Genomic DNA, 15,145 nt, shown 5'->3' on the forward strand with positions numbered 1-15,145 from the left:
GATTTCCGTTCGCTGATGGGCGTGACACCCGACCGCTTCTTCAAGGGTCGGGTGCCCGCGCCGACGCCCTGCCAGTCGATCACCAGGCCGTTCGACGACTCGGTCCACTCGCGATCTGCTGGCTCACGCGCTGGAATCCCGCACCCAGCTGACCGTTCGTCAGACCGAGCATCGTGGGCACGCCGCCGAATTGGCGCGCTGGGCCGCTGATACCCGCATGGATCTGATCGTGGTGCACGGCGGGGACGGCACGGTGAACGAGACCATCAACGGCTTTCTGCCGCTGCCCGGTCAGCCTCAGCGCGAATGGCTGCCGCGGCTCGGCGTCATTCCGGGTGGGTCGGCGAATGTGTTCGCGCGCTCGCTCGGCATCGAGCCGGATCCGGTGACCGCCACCAATCAGCTCATCGATCTGGTCGCCGACGAGGCCGACCGCCGCATCGGGCTCGGCGTCGCCGATGATCGCTGGTTCACCTTCAGCGCGGGCGTCGGCCTGGACGCGGATGTCTGCGAGGCCATCGACGACAAGCGCGCGAACGGCAAGGCCGCCACGCCCGCCCGCTATCTGCGCACCACGGTCAAGCAGTTCTTCCGCGCGAAACGCCATGCCGCGCAAGTGACCCTGGACATTCCGGGTCACGAACCGGTTACGGACGTGCATTACGCATTCGTGACCAATGCCAGTCCCTGGACCTATCTCGACAACACGCCCGTGGTCACCAACCCGGAGACAACCTTCGAATCGGGTCTCGGGGTGTTTGCCATGCGCACCATGAGCGTCCTGCCGACCCTCATGATCGCCCGCCAGTTGCTCTCCGCCGATGCGGATCCCAAGGGGCACAAATTGTTTCGCGAGGACGACGTTCCGGCCGTGACCATCACGGCGGAGGAACCGATCGGCTTGCAAATCGACGGCGACTTCATCGGTCGGCGCAACATGGTGAATTTCACAGCCGTCCCGGATATCCTCGATGTGGTCGCGCCGAAGCCCTAGCCGGTTCGACACACCTGAGTACTATCGCTGTTGCGCTGCGAAAACCCGCTCGACCGAGTACAAATGACACGGCGGACCCCCATGTAGGGGTCTTACAGCGTGAGCTTCCCCACGGTGCACCAGGTATCTATTGACATCTACGGTGTTCGTGAAAGCATTCACAAGCAACCGTGCGGAAACATTCGAGTCGCACAAGTGAACGGACCACAAACCTAAGGGGCAGCGCCATGCGCGCGCCCTAGCAAAGGAGCAGAGGAATGGACTGGCGCCACAAGGCCATCTGTCGCGACGAGGACCCCGAGCTGTTCTTCCCGGTGGGAAACAGTGGTCCGGCGCTCGCGCAGATTGCCGATGCCAAGCTGGTCTGCGCTCGCTGCCCCGTCACCGCTGACTGCCTTTCCTGGGCCCTGAAGTCGGGCCAGGATGCCGGCGTGTGGGGTGGTATGAGCGAAGACGAGCGTCGTGCGCTGAAGCGTCGCAACGCGCGCACCCGCACCCGTACCGTCGTCTGACCAGCTAAAAGACGGTAGGCGTTACGACCCATCCCAGCCTCGGGGTCGCAACGCGATTAGGCCCGGCACCAATACAGGTGCCGGGCATCAGTGTGTAAAGGGCGAATTTCTCGGTCAACGGGATTCGCGCTTTCGAACGAAAGTTCGGGCGCAGATTTTTCACTACGCCCGAACTTGTGCGTCGTACAAGATATTTCGATCAACGAGCGGAGCGGCGGCCCAAGGGAACTCGCAGCACCGCGTCGGTGCCGACATCGGCGCCGGGATGCAATCCGATCGAACCGCCCAATTCGGCGGTAACCAGTGTGCGGACGATTTGCAGGCCCAGCCGGTCGGAGGCTTCCAAACTGAATCCGTCGGGCAGGCCGCGGCCGTCGTCGCTGATGATCACATCGAGCCAGCGCGCCGAACGCTCGGAACGAATGGTGACCGTGCCGTTCTCGCCTGCGTCGAAGGCGTGCTCGATGGCGTTCTGCACCAATTCGGTGAGCACCATGACCAGCGGCGTGGCACGTTCGGCGGAGAAGACGCCGAGTGATCCGGCCCGGCGCACCTTGATCCGGGCGGTGTGCACGGTCGCGACATCGGCCATTATCGGCAAGAGGCGGTCCACCACCTCGTCCAGATCGACCTCTTCGTCAACCGACATGGACAACATTTCGTGCACCGACGCGATGGAGGTGACCCGGCGGACCGATTCGGTCAAGGCCAGGCGGGCTTCCTCGTTCTCGGTGCGGCGGGCTTGCAGACGCAGCAGCGCGGCCACGGTCTGCAGATTGTTCTTCACCCGGTGGTGGATCTCGCGGATGGTCGCGTCCTTGGACAGCAGCGCGCGATCGCGGCGCTTCACCTCGGTCACGTCGCGGACCAGCACCGCGGCCCCGGCCAGTTCGCCGTGCGGGCGCAGCACCAGGGTGCGCAGCAGCACGGTCGCGCCGCGCGCCTCGACTTCCATTCGGCGCCCGGCCTTTCCGGCCAGGGCCGCCTGGATATCGCCGACCACCTCCTGCGCGTCGAACGGGTCGGTGATGAGCGAACGCGTGGTCAAGGCCAGATCCTGGCCGACCAGATCGTTCTGCAAACCCATGCGGTGATAGGCGGAGAGCGCGTTGGGGCTGGCGTAGACGACGGTGCCCTCGGTGTCGAGGCGAATGAATCCGTCACCCGCGCGCGGGCTGGAGTGCGCGCCGGTGCGATCCTCGAGCGCGGGCCAGGTGCCGTCGGCGACCATCTGGCACAGGTCGTCCGCGCAGGACATGTAGGCGATCTCGAGGCTGGAACGCATCTTGCGACGCTGCACATCGGTGTCGCGGCCGAGCACGGCGATGATGTCGTCGCCGACCCGCACCGGAATCGCCTCGCGCACCGCGTGCACGGGATGCGGGTGATAGACGCCGGTCAAGGCGGTATCGGTCTCGTAGCGGACGATATCGGCGTTCAGCAGCGCCTCGAACACATGCGGATTCGCCTCTTTGGTGGCGAGGCTGCCGACCAGATCCTCCGGATGCACGGTCGGCGCGGTGGTCGGGCGGCATTGCGACACGCACACCACCTCCGCGCCCTCGCTGATCGGGCCCGTCCCCACCCACAGCAGCAGATCCGCGAACGACAGATCCGCCAGCAGCTGCCAGTCCCCCACCACCCGCTGCAAATGGTCGACGGCCGCACCCGGTAGGTCGGTGTGCTCAGCCAGTAGATCACTCAGTGTCGACATTCACCCACACTCCTCTGTTCCCACGTCGGGTGTATGTTCCCACGCGATACGGACAGGGCGTGTCAGCAGCGGGTCGGGGGCTTGCGGCTGCGGGCTCTCGAGGAGATTCCGGTCAGGAGATGACGGCGATCAGGTCGCCGGGCTGCAGCACCTGACCGACCTCGACATTGATCGAGGAGACGGTGCCGCCGACCTCGGACATGACCGGGATCTCCATCTTCATGGATTCCAGCATCACCACCGTGCCGTCGACATCCACCGCCTCGCCCTCGGAGACGAGAACCTCCAGGACGGTCGAGACCATCTCGGCACGTACTTCCTCAGCCATGTACACCTCTCGCGTTGAGTGACCCGTAGCCCCTGAAGGTACAGCCAACCACACATGAAAGAATGGCGACCGACTGAAGGGAGATTACCTATGGGTAAGCGTGGACGTAAGAAGCGTGGCCGCAAGAAGAACGCAGCCAACCACGGCAAGCGGCCGAACGCCTGAGCTGCGGTAACTAGCTCGAAAACTGTTGAGCGGCACCACTTCCCAAAGGGATGCGGTGCCGCTCGACTGTTGTGTACGGGTGCTTATTCGGTGCTGTCGATCCGGGTCTCGACGCTGGTGTAGCTGGTCCGGATCTCGAGCGTCAGGCGCTGCCGCAGCGCGTCCGGCGCGCGGTCGCCGCCGCACTTGCGGTTGAGCAGCGACTTGAGCTTCTCCTCCAGGCCGTAGGCCTCGATGCACGGCGAGCAACGGTCGATGTGCTCGCGCAGCCGATCCTTGACGGCGGCATCGCACTCGTTGTCCAGCAGCAGCCAGACATCGGCGAGCACCGCCGAGCAATCCAGATCATCCATCTCGTCGCTCATGCCTCCGCTGCGCTCCGGCCCGAGCGACAGGTCGGCTGTGTCTATTTTTCGCTCGCTGCGCTCGCTCACTGATTTACCTCCTCACGCGCATCGCTGCCCGACCGGTTGAATCCTCGTTCCCGTGCCACGTCCGCGAGCAGGCCCTTGAGCTGCTTGCGACCGCGGTGCAGACGGGACATGACGGTACCGATGGGGGTTCCCATGATCTCGGCGATTTCCTTGTAGGGGAAGCCCTCCACGTCGGCGTAGTACACCGCCATCCGGAATTCCTCGGGCAGCTCCTGCAGCGCGGCCTTGATGTCGTCGTCCGGCAGCGCCTCGAGGGCCTCCATCTCCGCCGAACGCAGACCCGTGGAGGTGTGCTCGGCGGTGGCGGCCAGCTGCCAGTCGGTGATCTCGTCGGTCGGATACTGCGCGGGCTGGCGCTGCTTCTTCCGATACGAGTTGATGTAGGTGTTGGTGAGGATGCGGTACAGCCAGGCCCGCAGGTTGGTGCCCTCGCGGAACGACTTGAACCCCTGGTAGGCCTTGGCGAAGGTCTCCTGCACCAGGTCCTCGGCATCGGCCGGGTTGCGGGTCATGCGCAACGCCGCACCGTAGAGCTGATCCAGCAATGGGAGCGCGTCGCGCTCGAATCGCACGGCCAGTTCCGCAGCGGATTCGGTGCTCCTGGCACCGGATTCGCTCACTTCGTCGTAGTCGACCGCTTGGTCTTCACCGGCGTCGATGCTCTCGCTGTCCGCGTCGTCATCACGCAGGCGATCGACCATGTCGTCGTCGCTCGTCACGCTTGTCCCTTCGATCGCCGTAGCACTTGAGGCTACCGCGAGCAGGGATTCGGCCAGGAAACTGGTCCAAACCGGGCGCTCCTCGACCAGAACGGTCACCCGACTCCTCCTTCGTGAATGGGCTGCCTGCCTTCGCCGACCGTGGGCCCAGCGGTTGCTGCGAAGCGCGTATGGCGTGCAACAGACCCGGTGCTGTCCGTGTTCCCAGCACCGGAAATCCGGTTGCGTTCGGTGGTTAGGGTGAGCCCATGGCTGCTGCTTCGACCCCCGCGATCAAGGCCTTGGTGCAGGCGAAAGTCGATCATCGGGTGCACGCGTATCCCCATGACCCCCAGAACGATTCGTACGGGGCGGAGGCGGTCGAGGCGCTCGCGGAGCAGCTCGGGGTGACCGCCGGGCAGATCTTCAAGACACTGGTCATCGAGCTGGGTTCGGGCGGGCTCGCGGTGGCGGTGCTGCCGGTGCCGACCAAGTTGTCGCTGAAGGCGGCGGCCGCCGCGCTGGGGGGCGGCAAGGCCGCGATGGCCGACAAGGCCAAGGCCGAGCGCACCACCGGCTATGTCCTGGGCGGGATTTCGCCGCTGGGCCAGAAGAAGCGGCTGCCGACGGTGATCGACGTGTCGGCGCTGGAGTGGGATCGGGTGCTGTGCAGTGCGGGCAAGCGGGGGCTGGAGATCGAGCTCAACCCCGCTGACCTGGTACGACTCACGAATGCGGTGACCGCCTCCGTCGCCTCCGCGTGAGCGGAGACACAACCTCCGGAAAAAACTTGCCATCGGGCAACTACATCGGAATACTTGCGCCGTACAACTAGTTGACGGATACAAGAAGTTGCCCGAAGCAAGGAGGTGAGACCGACCGTGAACGACGATGAACCGGCGATTACCGACACCATCGACGACGGCCCCGGCAGCACCATCGACGACGGCCTCGTCGATGCCATCGCCTACGAGATCGCCCGGCTCACCAAACTGCGCGATCGCACCAACGCGCAGATCGCGACCCTCACCCAGGGTGAGATCGAACCGGCGGCGTTCGCCATCCTGTTCCAGCTGATCCACGGTGGGCCGATGCGCTCGGGCGCACTGGCCGAGGCCCTCTACTCCGACGCCTCCACCATCAGCCGACAGGTCGCGAGCCTGGTGAAACGCGGTCTCATCGAACGCCGCGCCGATCCCGCCGACGGTCGCGTCAGCGTTCTCGACGTGACCGAATCCGGCCGCGCGGTCGCCGCCCAGATCCGCACCCGCCGCAACGACTCGCTGCGGCAGATGCTGACCGGCTGGACCGCCGAGGAACGAGACACCTTCTCGGACCTGCTGCGCCGCTTCGTCGACGGCTACGAGGTGACCCGGCAGCGCATGCTCGCCGATATGGCCGCCCACAAAGACCTTCAGTCCTATTACGCACCCGCGGAGAACAATTCGTGACTACTACAGCGGAAGTCGCAGAGCCCGAAGTCAATTCGGCCGGCTTCACCCACAAGCAAATCCTGGTCATCATGAGCGGCCTGGTCATGGGCATGCTGCTGGCCGCCCTCGACCAGACCATCGTGTCGACCTCCATCCGCACCATCGCCGATCAGCTGCAGGGCTATTCGGCGCAGGCGTGGGTGACCACCGCCTATCTGATCACCTCGACCCTGGCCACGCCGCTCTACGGCAAGCTCTCGGACATGTACGGCCGCAAGCCGTTCTATCTGGCCGCCATCTCCATCTTCGTGGTCGGCTCGCTGGCCTGCTCGATGGCGACGTCGATGTACGAACTGGCAGCCTTCCGGGCCTTCCAGGGCCTGGGCGCGGGCGGTCTGATGTCGCTGGCGCTGACCATCATGGGCGACATCGTGTCTCCGCGTGAACGCGCTCGCTACCAGGGCTACTTCCTGGCCGTGTTCGGCACCTCCAGCGTCGTCGGCCCGGTCGTCGGCGGTCTGCTGTCGGGCGCGGACCACATCCTGGGCGTCAGCGGCTGGCGCTGGGTGTTCCTGGTGAACGTGCCGGTCGGCATCATCGCGCTGGCCGTGGTGACCCGCGTGCTCAAGCTGCCCAAGCGTCCCGTCACCAAGGTGCCGATCGACTGGATGGGCATCTCGGCGCTGATCGTCGGCCTGGTGCCGCTGCTGGTGGTCGCCGAGCAGGGTCGCGAATGGGGTTGGGGCAGTGGCTATGCACTGTTCTGCTACATCCTGGGCGCGGTCGGCGTGGTGAGCTTCATCGCTGTCGAGGCCAAGCAGGGCGACGCCGCGCTGATTCCGCTGCGCATGTTCAAGAACTCGACCTTCGCGCTCGGCGTAGTCATCTCGGTGGTGGTCGGTGCGGCCATGTTCGGTGGCATCACGCTGCTGCCGCAGTACCTGCAGGTGGTGCAGGGCGCGAGCCCGACCAAGGCGGGTCTGCTGATGCTGCCGCTGGTGGCGGGCATGATGACCGGCTCGATCCTGGCGGGCCAGCTGATCTCGCGGACCGGGCGGTACAAGTACTTCCCGCCCGTCGGCGCGGCACTGTTGACCTCGGGTCTGTTCCTGCTGCACCTGGTCTCGGCCGACACCAAGCTGTGGGTCGTCATGATCTTCATGGCCATCACCGGCTTCGGCCTGGGCAACCTGATGCAGCCGCTGACCCTGGCGCTGCAGAACGCGTTGCCGCCCAAGGACATGGGCGTGTCCACCGCGGCCGCGACCTTCTTCCGGCAGATCGGCGGCACGCTGGGCGTGGCGGTGTTCCTGTCGGTGCTGTTCACGCAGTTGGCGCCGAACATCACCAGCTCGCTGGAAGGCGCACGTAGCGACCAGGCATACGTCCAGACCTTCCAGGAAGCGAAGAACGGCCCCGCAGACTCGGTCGACACGAAGGTTGCGAAGGGCCTGTCGAGCCCGGAGACCGCCCCGGCTGTCGTCGGCCAGGTGCTCAATGACAGCTCGGTCATCCAGAAGCTGAACCCGGAACTGGCCCACCCCTTCAAGGAGGGCTTCGCCAACTCCATGGACCGGGTGTTCCTCTCGGCCACGGTGGTGTCGCTGATCGGCTTCATCCTGGTGCTGTTCTGGAAGGAAGTCCCGCTGCGGACCGCGGGCGGCTTGCAGGCCCGCAAGGAATCCGAGGCGGAAGCCGCCACGGTCTGACCCGAACGGCGATTACCGAATAGCCGATGCCCCCGCCGCTGAGACGCGACGGGGGCATTGTCATTTCACAATTCGCGCGTATTTCTGTGAGTTACTTGGGAACGAGCAGTGAGCCAGTTGTGAACCCTTTGTCCACAAGGTCCGATTCGAACCCGAGGATGTGATGAGGTTGTCCATTCGCACCGCTGTCGTGGCTGGAACTCTCGCCCTGGCGTTGGGAGCCGCGCCGTTCACGGCCACCGTCGCGACGGCCGCACCGAACAATCCGAGCTTCCCCAATCCGGGAGCGCCGGACAGCGGCAAGGAGCCGAAGAAGGACGAGCACGTGGACAAGGCCGAGAAGCTCGGCGGCGGGGTCATCACCAAGATCATCGATTCGGCGGCGGACACGCTGAAGTGCACGCTGAACATCCCGATCCCGTCGGTGAAGTGCGGCTGAGCCCAACTCACCAGCATCCCGTGCCCCGCTGCATTCCGCAGCGGGGCACGGCCATGAATGGAAGCGGGAAGGTCAGATCAGGCTGATCTGACCGGCTTGATCGTTCACGGTCCCCAATAGCTCCGGCCCGTTGTTCTTCACGCTGTTCACCAGCGACGGCACCTCACGGATCACGATGTCCGAAACCGCCTCCGGCGCGGGTGTTTCCAGCAACTCTTCCGGGGCCGGATGGTCCGGGTCCAGCCAGGCGGCCCAATGCTCACGCGGCATGGGCAGTGGCATGCGGTCGTGGATGTCCGTCAACGCGCCGACCGAGTCCGTGGTCAGGATCGTGCACGACAGCAGCGGTTTCGCCTCGTCACCCAGGCTGCGGTCGCGCCAGACCGACCAGAGCCCGGCCATGTACAGCCGCCCGCCGTCGGACTTGGACATGAAATACGGCCGCTTGACGGCCTTTCCGAGCGAATCCGCCTCGGTGACCCACTCGTACCAGCCGTCCATGGGCACCAGGCAGCGGCGCTTCTTCACCGCGTCACGGAAAGAAGCCGTGGTGGCGGCCTTGTCGGCGCGGGCATTGAACAGCGGTTTGCCCTTCACGGGGACACCGGGTTCGGCCGTCTTGGTCCACACCGGGATCAGGCCCCAGCGCATGGCCCGCACCCGCAGGGTGGCCGGATCCTCCGGATGGTCGCGATCGTGGCGTTCCACGACCGTGAGCACCTGATTGGTGGGGGCCACGTTGTAGTTGGGATTGAAGCCCGTATCGCCGGTCTCGTCGATAGCGTCGAGTTCGACGGCCAGCTTCGCGGGATTCGTCGTTGTCGCGTACCTACCGCACATGCCGACCATGCTGCCACCGGCCACCGACAGCCACCAGGAATGAATCGCATGCGATGTGATGGCAATTGACTTCACTTGGCGGGTATGAGACGTTCGTCTCAACAACCTCTCACAAGGGATCGCCGCCACTCATGACTGCCACCGAAACCGCCCCGCTCGATCAGGCCGACACGCTGACTTCGGTCAACCCCGCGACCGGCGAGGCCCTCGCCACCTACCAGATCGATGACGAAGCGGCGGTGCACGCGGCCGTCGCCAAGGCGCGGGGGGCCGCCGCCACCTGGGGCGCGCTCAGCTACGCCGAACGCAAGAAGCACATCCTGCGCTGGGGATCCAAGCTGGTCGAGAAGTCCGACGAGCTGTGCGAGCTCATCCACGCCGAGAACGGCAAGCCGCTCGACGACGCCTTCCTGGAACTGATGCTGGCGCTGGAGCACATCAAGTGGGCCGCCTCCAACGCCGAGAAGGTGCTCAAGCCGCGCAAGGTCGCGCCGGGCGCGTTCATGGCGAACTTCGCCGCGCACCTGGAGTACCGCCCGCTGGGCGTGGTCGGCATCATCGGGCCGTGGAACTACCCGGTCTACACGCCGAACGGTTCCATCGCCTACGCGCTGGCCGCCGGTAACTGCGTGGTCTTCAAGCCGAGCGAGTTCTCCACCGGCATCGGCAATTTCGTGGCCAAGGCGTTCGCCGAGGCGAATCCCGGCCTGCCCGACGGCGTGTTCGTCGCCATCAACGGCTACGGCGCGACCGGCGCGGCGCTGGTCAAGTCCGGCGTCGACAAGCTGGCCTTCACCGGGTCCACCGCGACCGGCAAGAAGATCATGGCCTCGGCCGCCGAATCGCTGACCCCGGTGCTGCTGGAGTGCGGCGGCAAGGACGCGGTGATCGTGGCCGCGGACGCCGACATCAAGGCCGCCGCCGACGCGGTCGCCTGGGGCGCGACGGCCAACTCCGGCCAGACCTGCGCGGGCGTGGAGCGCGTGTACGTGGACAAGTCGGTGGCCGCGGAGTTCATCGCCGAGGTCAAGCGCATCCTCACCGACATCAAGCCGGGTTCGGACGCCAAGGCCTCCTACGGGCCGATGACCATGCCGAGCCAGATCGACATCGTGCGCCGCCATATCGAGGACGCGATCAAGAACGGCGGCAAGGCGGTGCTCGGCGGGCCCGAGTCCGTCAAGGGCCCCTACATCGAGCCGGTCATCCTGGTCGACACCGACGAGTCCGCGGACGCGGTGTGCGAGGAGACCTTCGGGCCGACGGTCACCATCCGCACGGTCAGCGGCGTCGACGAGGCCGTGGAGCTGACCAACAAGAGCAAGTACGGGCTCGGGTCGGCGGTGTACTCCAAGAAGCAGGGTATGGAGATCGCCCGGCGTTTGGACGTGGGCTGCACCTCGGTGAATTCGGTGCTGTCCTACGCGGCGATCTCGGGACTGCCGTTCGGTGGCGTGCGGGAGTCCGGCATCGGGCGGATTCACGGTGCGCCCGGCCTGCTCGAGTTCTCGCGGCCGCATTCGATCGCGGAGCAGCGCTTCACGATTCCGGGGATGGCGCTGCTGTCCTACACCCGGACCGATCGCACGATGAAGCTGCTGCGCAAGATCGTGCCGTTCATCCACGGGCGCGCGAAGTAACCAACTCTCGGGACTCTCAGGGGTTCCCCTGAAACCCCCACTGCCACAACGCCGGTCCCCACCTCGGGGACCGGCGTTCCGCGTTACGGGCTGGGCGGCAAGGGGGTTGGGCTGAAGAATTCCTCCAGCGGGGTCGGGCCGGTGTAGCGCTGGCAGTTGCAGCGCGCCCAGGTCTTGAGGCCGTTGCCGGTTTTGCGGAAGGTCTCGCCGTGGCAGTGACCGGCCTCCCGGTCGTGCATGGCGAGGTCGTGGCCGCACCCGCATTCGGCGGGGTTCAACGCGCTCTGCGGCTTGCTTCGCCGGGACCCGAATCGGCCTGCGAGCCAGCCGCCACCGACGAGCGCGCCCCCGACAACGAGGCTGATGGGATCGATCACGACCCGAGTATACGTACCTATATACGTATACGTCTAGAAGGAATCCGGCAGGCGGGAAAGGGACGGGAAGCCCGCGCGGCCCTCATCGTTTGGGAAGATGGGCTGGTGACTTTCTGGCCCGCGCCCCACGTCCGAGTTCCCGTCCACGCGACCGTGACCCTGCCCGGGTCCAAATCCATTACCAATCGGGCGCTGATCCTCGCCGCGCTGGCGGATCGGCCGTCCACCCTCACCGGCGCGCTGCGCAGTCGCGACACCAATCTGATGATCGCGGCGCTGCGGGCCATGGGCACCACGATCGAGGGCGAGGACACGACGCTCACCGTCACCCCGCCGGCCGAATTCTCCAGCGCCATGGTCGATTGCGGGCTCGCGGGCACCATCATGCGGTTCCTGCCGCCGGTGGCGGCGCTGGCCACCGGGGATGTCGCCTTCGACGGGGACGAGCAGGCGCGCACGCGGCCGCTGACCACCATCCTGGACGCGCTGCGGGCGCTGGGCCTCGATATCGACGGCGACCGGCTGCCGTTCGTCGTGCACGGCATGGGCGGCCTGCGCGGCGGGCCGGTCACCATCGACGCCTCGGGCTCCTCGCAGTTCGTGTCCGGGCTGCTGCTGTCGGCGGCGCGGTTCGAGCAGGGCATCACGGTCAATCACGACGGCGGGCCGCTGCCGTCCATGCCGCACATCGAGATGACCGTGGAGATGCTGCGGCGCGCCGACGTGCAGGTGGACGCGCCCAAGGATCCGCGCAAGGCGCAGACCTGGACGGTCGCGCCCGGCAAGATCCGCGCGGTGGACTGGGAGATCGAACCGGACCTGTCCAACGCCACCCCGTTCCTGGCGGCCGCGGCCATCACCGGCGGCGAGGTGAGCATCCCGTTCTGGCCGCGCTACACCACCCAGCCGGGCGATGTGATCCGCGAGATCCTGGTGCGCATGGGCGCGGAGGCGCGCATCTTCGACGGCGTGCTCACCGTGCGCGGGCCGGAGCGGCTGGCGGGCATCGACATCGACCTGCACGACGTGGGCGAGCTGACCCCGACCGTGGCGGCCCTTGCGGCACTGGCGGATTCGCCGTCGCGACTGCGCGGCATCGCGCATCTGCGCGGGCACGAGACCGACCGGCTGGCGGCGCTGGCCACCGAGATCAACCGGCTGGGCGGCCAGGTCACCGAGACCGAGGACGGGCTGGCCATCGTGCCCAGCCCGCTCACCGGCGGGCAGTGGCGCTCCTACGCCGATCACCGGATGGCCACCGCGGGCGCGATCATCGGCCTGGTCACGCCGGGCGTGGAGATCGAGGACATCGGCACCACGGCCAAGACGCTGCCCGGTTTCGTGGAACTCTGGGACGACATGCTGGCCGGAGCAGACCGCTGAGGCGGCGCGAGTACGACGAGACCGATGTCCGGGTGCGCCCGGGCAAGGGCACCCGCCCGCGCACCAAGACCCGGCCGCAGCATCTGGATGCCGAAGCGGCCATGGTGGTTTCGGTGGACCGCGGGCGCTGGGGGTGCGTGCTGGACGGCGACCCGGACCGGCCGGTGACCGCCATGCGGGCACGCGAACTGGGTCGCACCCCGATCGTGGTCGGCGATCAGGTGGATCTGGTCGGCGACCTGTCGGGCAAGCCCGACACCCTGGCCCGCATCGTGCGGGTGGCCGAAAGGCGAACGGTGTTGCGCCGCACCGCCGATGACACCGATCCGTTCGAGCGGGTGGTGGTCGGCAATGCCGAGCAGCTGTTCATCGTGGTGGCCCTGGCCGATCCGCCGCCGCGCACCGGGTTCGTGGAGCGCGCCATGGTGGCGGCGTATGTCGGTGGGCTGCAACCGATTCTGTGCCTCACCAAGCACGATCTGGATGCCGCCTCCGAATTCGCCTCGGCCTTCGAGGATTTGGATCTGACCATCGTCTACGCCGGGATCGAGGATCCGCTGGAACCGGCGCTGGCGCTGCTCGACGACAAGTTGACCGCGCTGATCGGGCATTCCGGTGTCGGCAAGTCCACGCTGGTGAATCGGCTGGTGCCGGACGCGGATCGGGCCGTGGGCGTGGTCTCCGGGGTCGGGAAGGGCAGACACACCTCGACCCAGTCGGTGGCGCTGCCGCTGCCGGGCGGCGGCTGGGTGGTCGACACCCCCGGCGTCCGCTCCTTCGGCCTGGCCCACATCACCCCCGACGATGTCATCGGCGCGTTCTCGGATCTGGCCGACGCCATCGAGGACTGTCCGCGCGGCTGCACCCATCTGGGGCCGCCCGCCGACCCGGAATGCGCGCTCGACCAACTCCCCGGCAAAGAGCTACGGGTGGAGGCCATTCGCCGCCTGCTCACCGCCTTGAATTCCAATGACCCCTGGTTCCGGGACAACACCGATACCTGAGATAACCGAAACCGGCACCTGAGATAGCCAGGAAATCGCCCATTCGATACCTTTTGTGCATAACCGGCACGAAGGGATGTCATGAGCGAAGAAATCCCCGAAGCTGCGCCCGCCGACCCGGCCAGGCCAGAGATAAGCGAACCCGCACGGAACGGGGGCAAGAAATTGCCGCGTGAACACGACGAGGATCGGTCCCCGGCCGATCCGCATGATTGGCAGGACGAGTGGGATCGGGCACGTTGGGCGCCCTGACGCGCGCCCGGCGGGCGAAGTAGCAACATAATCGGGAACATGGCATTCGCTGAGTGGCGTCGCAGACCCGACGCGCCCGCCCGCTGGAATCCGCTGCCCCGGCTGGGCCGCGCCCTCGCGCGCCGCCCGCTGGTCATGCGCGCCGCACCGGCCGTCTTCGCACTGGAGGACTTCACCAGGCGAATCACCAAGGATCGCAAGGGGATCCTGGATGTGGCGGGGCTGCCCGCGCTGCAGATCACGGTGGTCGGCCGCCGCACCGGAATTCCCCGGACCGTCACCCTGCTCTATGTGCCGGATCCGGGCGACGAGAAGCGCTTTCTGATCGTGTCCTCGAATTGGGGAAAACCGCAGCAACCGTCCTGGTCGGCGAATCTGCTCGGGGCCGTGCAGGCGGGAGACGGCGTGGGGCGTGCCGAACTCCGGGTGCGCGCCGAGCGATTCCCGGTCCAGGTCAGACAGTTGACCGGCGGCGATCGGGATCGGGCCTGGCGGCGGGCGCTGGATTTCTGGCCCGGGTATGCCATGGAGCAGCGACTGGCGGGCGAGCGCCGGTTCCGGATCTTCGAACTCACCCGAATCTGACTTGCCGGAAATTCGCTGAGACCGGTCAGTGTGGCCGGGTCAAACGCGTCAGTGTGGCCGGGTCAAACGCATTCCGTTGTCGAAATCGATACCGCGCAATTCGAAACGGCTGGTGAGACCGAGCTTTTCGAGAATGCGCGACATATGGTGCCCGACCGTGCGGGGGCTCAGGAACAGTTCCGCGCCGATCTCCCGATTGGTGAGCCCCTGCGCGGCCAGCTTGGCCACCTGCGACTCCTGCGCGGTCAACGGGGTCGAACCGGTGCCCGCGGCCTTGGTCCCGGTGCCGGTGAGATCCAGTTCGGTCCGGGCGCGCGCGGACCAGGCCGCCGCGCCGATCAGGTCGAAAGCGTCGGCGGCGGTGCGCAATTGCTCGGCGGCGTCGCGGCGTCGGCGCACCCGGCGCAGCCACTTGCCGTACAGCAGTTGGGTGCGCGCCCGGGCGAAGGCGGTGTGCCGGGCGTCGCCGACGGACAGGGCGCGGCGGTAGTAGTACTCGGCGCGGTCCTCGGGGGACAGCAGCGCCCGGCTGGCGTAGGCGGTGCTCAGCGCCCAGCGCGCCCGGGAGCGCCGCGCCCACTGCGCGATCGCCTCGGCGCAGGCCGCGGCCTCGTCGAAACGGCCCACCCGGCAGGCGG

General features: G+C 66.8%; 17 protein-coding genes and 1 pseudogene. 11 read left to right on the plus strand and 7 right to left on the minus strand.

What is annotated here, in order from left to right:
* Window positions 1-91 precede the first annotated feature (91 nt).
* Window positions 92-994 (plus strand): annotated as a pseudogene (locus ACWELQ_RS16815) (diacylglycerol/lipid kinase family protein); the annotation flags it as partial.
* 257 nt (window positions 995-1,251) lie between these two features.
* Window positions 1,252-1,506: a WhiB family transcriptional regulator gene (locus tag ACWELQ_RS16820; protein WP_011211115.1), complete on the plus strand. Its 255-nt coding sequence runs from the start codon at window positions 1,252-1,254 to the stop codon at window positions 1,504-1,506.
* 199 nt (window positions 1,507-1,705) lie between these two features.
* Here ACWELQ_RS16820 and ACWELQ_RS16825 read toward each other — a convergent pair whose 3' ends face one another.
* Together ACWELQ_RS16825 and ACWELQ_RS16830 are read right to left on the minus strand one after the other, a co-directional pair.
* Complete coding sequence (locus ACWELQ_RS16825; RefSeq protein WP_452397957.1) at window positions 1,706-3,220, minus strand: sensor histidine kinase; 1,515 nt, start codon at window positions 3,218-3,220, stop codon at window positions 1,706-1,708.
* A 112-nt stretch (window positions 3,221-3,332) separates the two neighbouring features.
* Window positions 3,333-3,548, minus strand: a complete 216-nt coding sequence (locus ACWELQ_RS16830) for a biotin/lipoyl-binding carrier protein (protein WP_452397958.1) — start codon at window positions 3,546-3,548, stop codon at window positions 3,333-3,335.
* A gap of 90 nt (window positions 3,549-3,638) precedes the next feature.
* On the opposite strand from ACWELQ_RS16830, the gene ACWELQ_RS16835 reads away from it, so the two are divergent.
* Window positions 3,639-3,713, plus strand: a complete 75-nt coding sequence (locus ACWELQ_RS16835) for a 50S ribosomal protein bL37 (protein ID WP_153805149.1) — start codon at window positions 3,639-3,641, stop codon at window positions 3,711-3,713.
* Between the two features lie 83 nt (window positions 3,714-3,796).
* On the opposite strand, the gene rsrA is transcribed toward ACWELQ_RS16835, so the two are convergent.
* Both rsrA and ACWELQ_RS16845 read right to left on the minus strand, forming a co-directional pair.
* The gene (gene rsrA / locus ACWELQ_RS16840; RefSeq protein ID WP_452397969.1) at window positions 3,797-4,078 is read right to left on the minus strand and encodes a mycothiol system anti-sigma-R factor; all 282 of its coding nucleotides are present in this window, start codon (window positions 4,076-4,078) and stop codon (window positions 3,797-3,799) included.
* Between the two features lie 65 nt (window positions 4,079-4,143).
* Window positions 4,144-4,965 carry a sigma-70 family RNA polymerase sigma factor gene (locus tag ACWELQ_RS16845; protein WP_452397959.1) on the minus strand — a complete coding sequence of 274 codons (822 nt, stop codon included), beginning with the start codon at window positions 4,963-4,965 and terminating at the stop codon, window positions 4,144-4,146.
* A gap of 149 nt (window positions 4,966-5,114) precedes the next feature.
* On the opposite strand from ACWELQ_RS16845, the gene ybaK reads away from it, so the two are divergent.
* The 4 genes from ybaK (at window position 5,115) to ACWELQ_RS16865 (ending at window position 8,426) form a co-directional block, all read left to right on the plus strand.
* Window positions 5,115-5,609 (plus strand): Cys-tRNA(Pro) deacylase, encoded by a 495-nt coding sequence (ybaK, locus tag ACWELQ_RS16850; RefSeq protein ID WP_452397960.1) that lies wholly within the window; start codon window positions 5,115-5,117, stop codon window positions 5,607-5,609.
* 117 nt (window positions 5,610-5,726) lie between these two features.
* Window positions 5,727-6,296, plus strand: coding sequence for a MarR family winged helix-turn-helix transcriptional regulator (locus ACWELQ_RS16855; protein ID WP_452397961.1), 570 nt, complete (start codon window positions 5,727-5,729; stop codon window positions 6,294-6,296).
* Complete coding sequence (locus ACWELQ_RS16860) at window positions 6,293-7,987, plus strand: MDR family MFS transporter (protein ID WP_452397962.1); 1,695 nt, start codon at window positions 6,293-6,295, stop codon at window positions 7,985-7,987. Before ACWELQ_RS16855 ends, ACWELQ_RS16860 begins: the two co-directional genes overlap by 4 nt.
* Before the next feature lie 163 nt (window positions 7,988-8,150).
* Window positions 8,151-8,426: a hypothetical protein gene (locus tag ACWELQ_RS16865; RefSeq protein ID WP_452397963.1), complete on the plus strand. Its 276-nt coding sequence runs from the start codon at window positions 8,151-8,153 to the stop codon at window positions 8,424-8,426.
* Between the two features lie 72 nt (window positions 8,427-8,498).
* On the opposite strand, the gene ACWELQ_RS16870 is transcribed toward ACWELQ_RS16865, so the two are convergent.
* Window positions 8,499-9,266 carry an SOS response-associated peptidase gene (locus ACWELQ_RS16870; RefSeq protein ID WP_452397970.1) on the minus strand — a complete coding sequence of 256 codons (768 nt, stop codon included), beginning with the start codon at window positions 9,264-9,266 and terminating at the stop codon, window positions 8,499-8,501.
* Window positions 9,267-9,397: 131 nt separating this feature from the next.
* Between ACWELQ_RS16870 and ACWELQ_RS16875 the strand changes: the two genes are divergently transcribed.
* A complete protein-coding gene (locus tag ACWELQ_RS16875; protein ID WP_452397964.1) occupies window positions 9,398-10,906 on the plus strand; it encodes an aldehyde dehydrogenase family protein in 1,509 nt (502 codons plus the stop codon).
* 83 nt (window positions 10,907-10,989) lie between these two features.
* On the opposite strand, the gene ACWELQ_RS16880 is transcribed toward ACWELQ_RS16875, so the two are convergent.
* Window positions 10,990-11,283, minus strand: a complete 294-nt coding sequence (locus ACWELQ_RS16880) for a hypothetical protein (RefSeq protein WP_452397965.1) — start codon at window positions 11,281-11,283, stop codon at window positions 10,990-10,992.
* A 105-nt stretch (window positions 11,284-11,388) separates the two neighbouring features.
* Between ACWELQ_RS16880 and aroA the strand changes: the two genes are divergently transcribed.
* The 3 genes from aroA to ACWELQ_RS16895 all read left to right on the plus strand — a co-directional run bounded on the left by aroA (window position 11,389) and on the right by ACWELQ_RS16895 (window position 14,507).
* Entirely contained in the window at window positions 11,389-12,666 is a 1,278-nt protein-coding gene (gene aroA, locus ACWELQ_RS16885) for a 3-phosphoshikimate 1-carboxyvinyltransferase (RefSeq protein WP_452397966.1), read from the plus strand.
* A complete protein-coding gene (gene rsgA, locus ACWELQ_RS16890; protein WP_452397971.1) occupies window positions 12,633-13,670 on the plus strand; it encodes a ribosome small subunit-dependent GTPase A in 1,038 nt (345 codons plus the stop codon). Before aroA ends, rsgA begins: the two co-directional genes overlap by 34 nt.
* Before the next feature lie 291 nt (window positions 13,671-13,961).
* Window positions 13,962-14,507 (plus strand): nitroreductase family deazaflavin-dependent oxidoreductase, encoded by a 546-nt coding sequence (locus tag ACWELQ_RS16895; protein WP_452397967.1) that lies wholly within the window; start codon window positions 13,962-13,964, stop codon window positions 14,505-14,507.
* 48 nt (window positions 14,508-14,555) lie between these two features.
* Here the strand turns inward: ACWELQ_RS16895 and ACWELQ_RS16900 are convergent.
* A partial coding sequence (locus tag ACWELQ_RS16900; protein ID WP_452397968.1) for a response regulator transcription factor occupies window positions 14,556-15,145 on the minus strand: 590 nt, incomplete at its 5' end.

Source organism: Nocardia sp. NPDC004722, assembly GCF_053601505.1.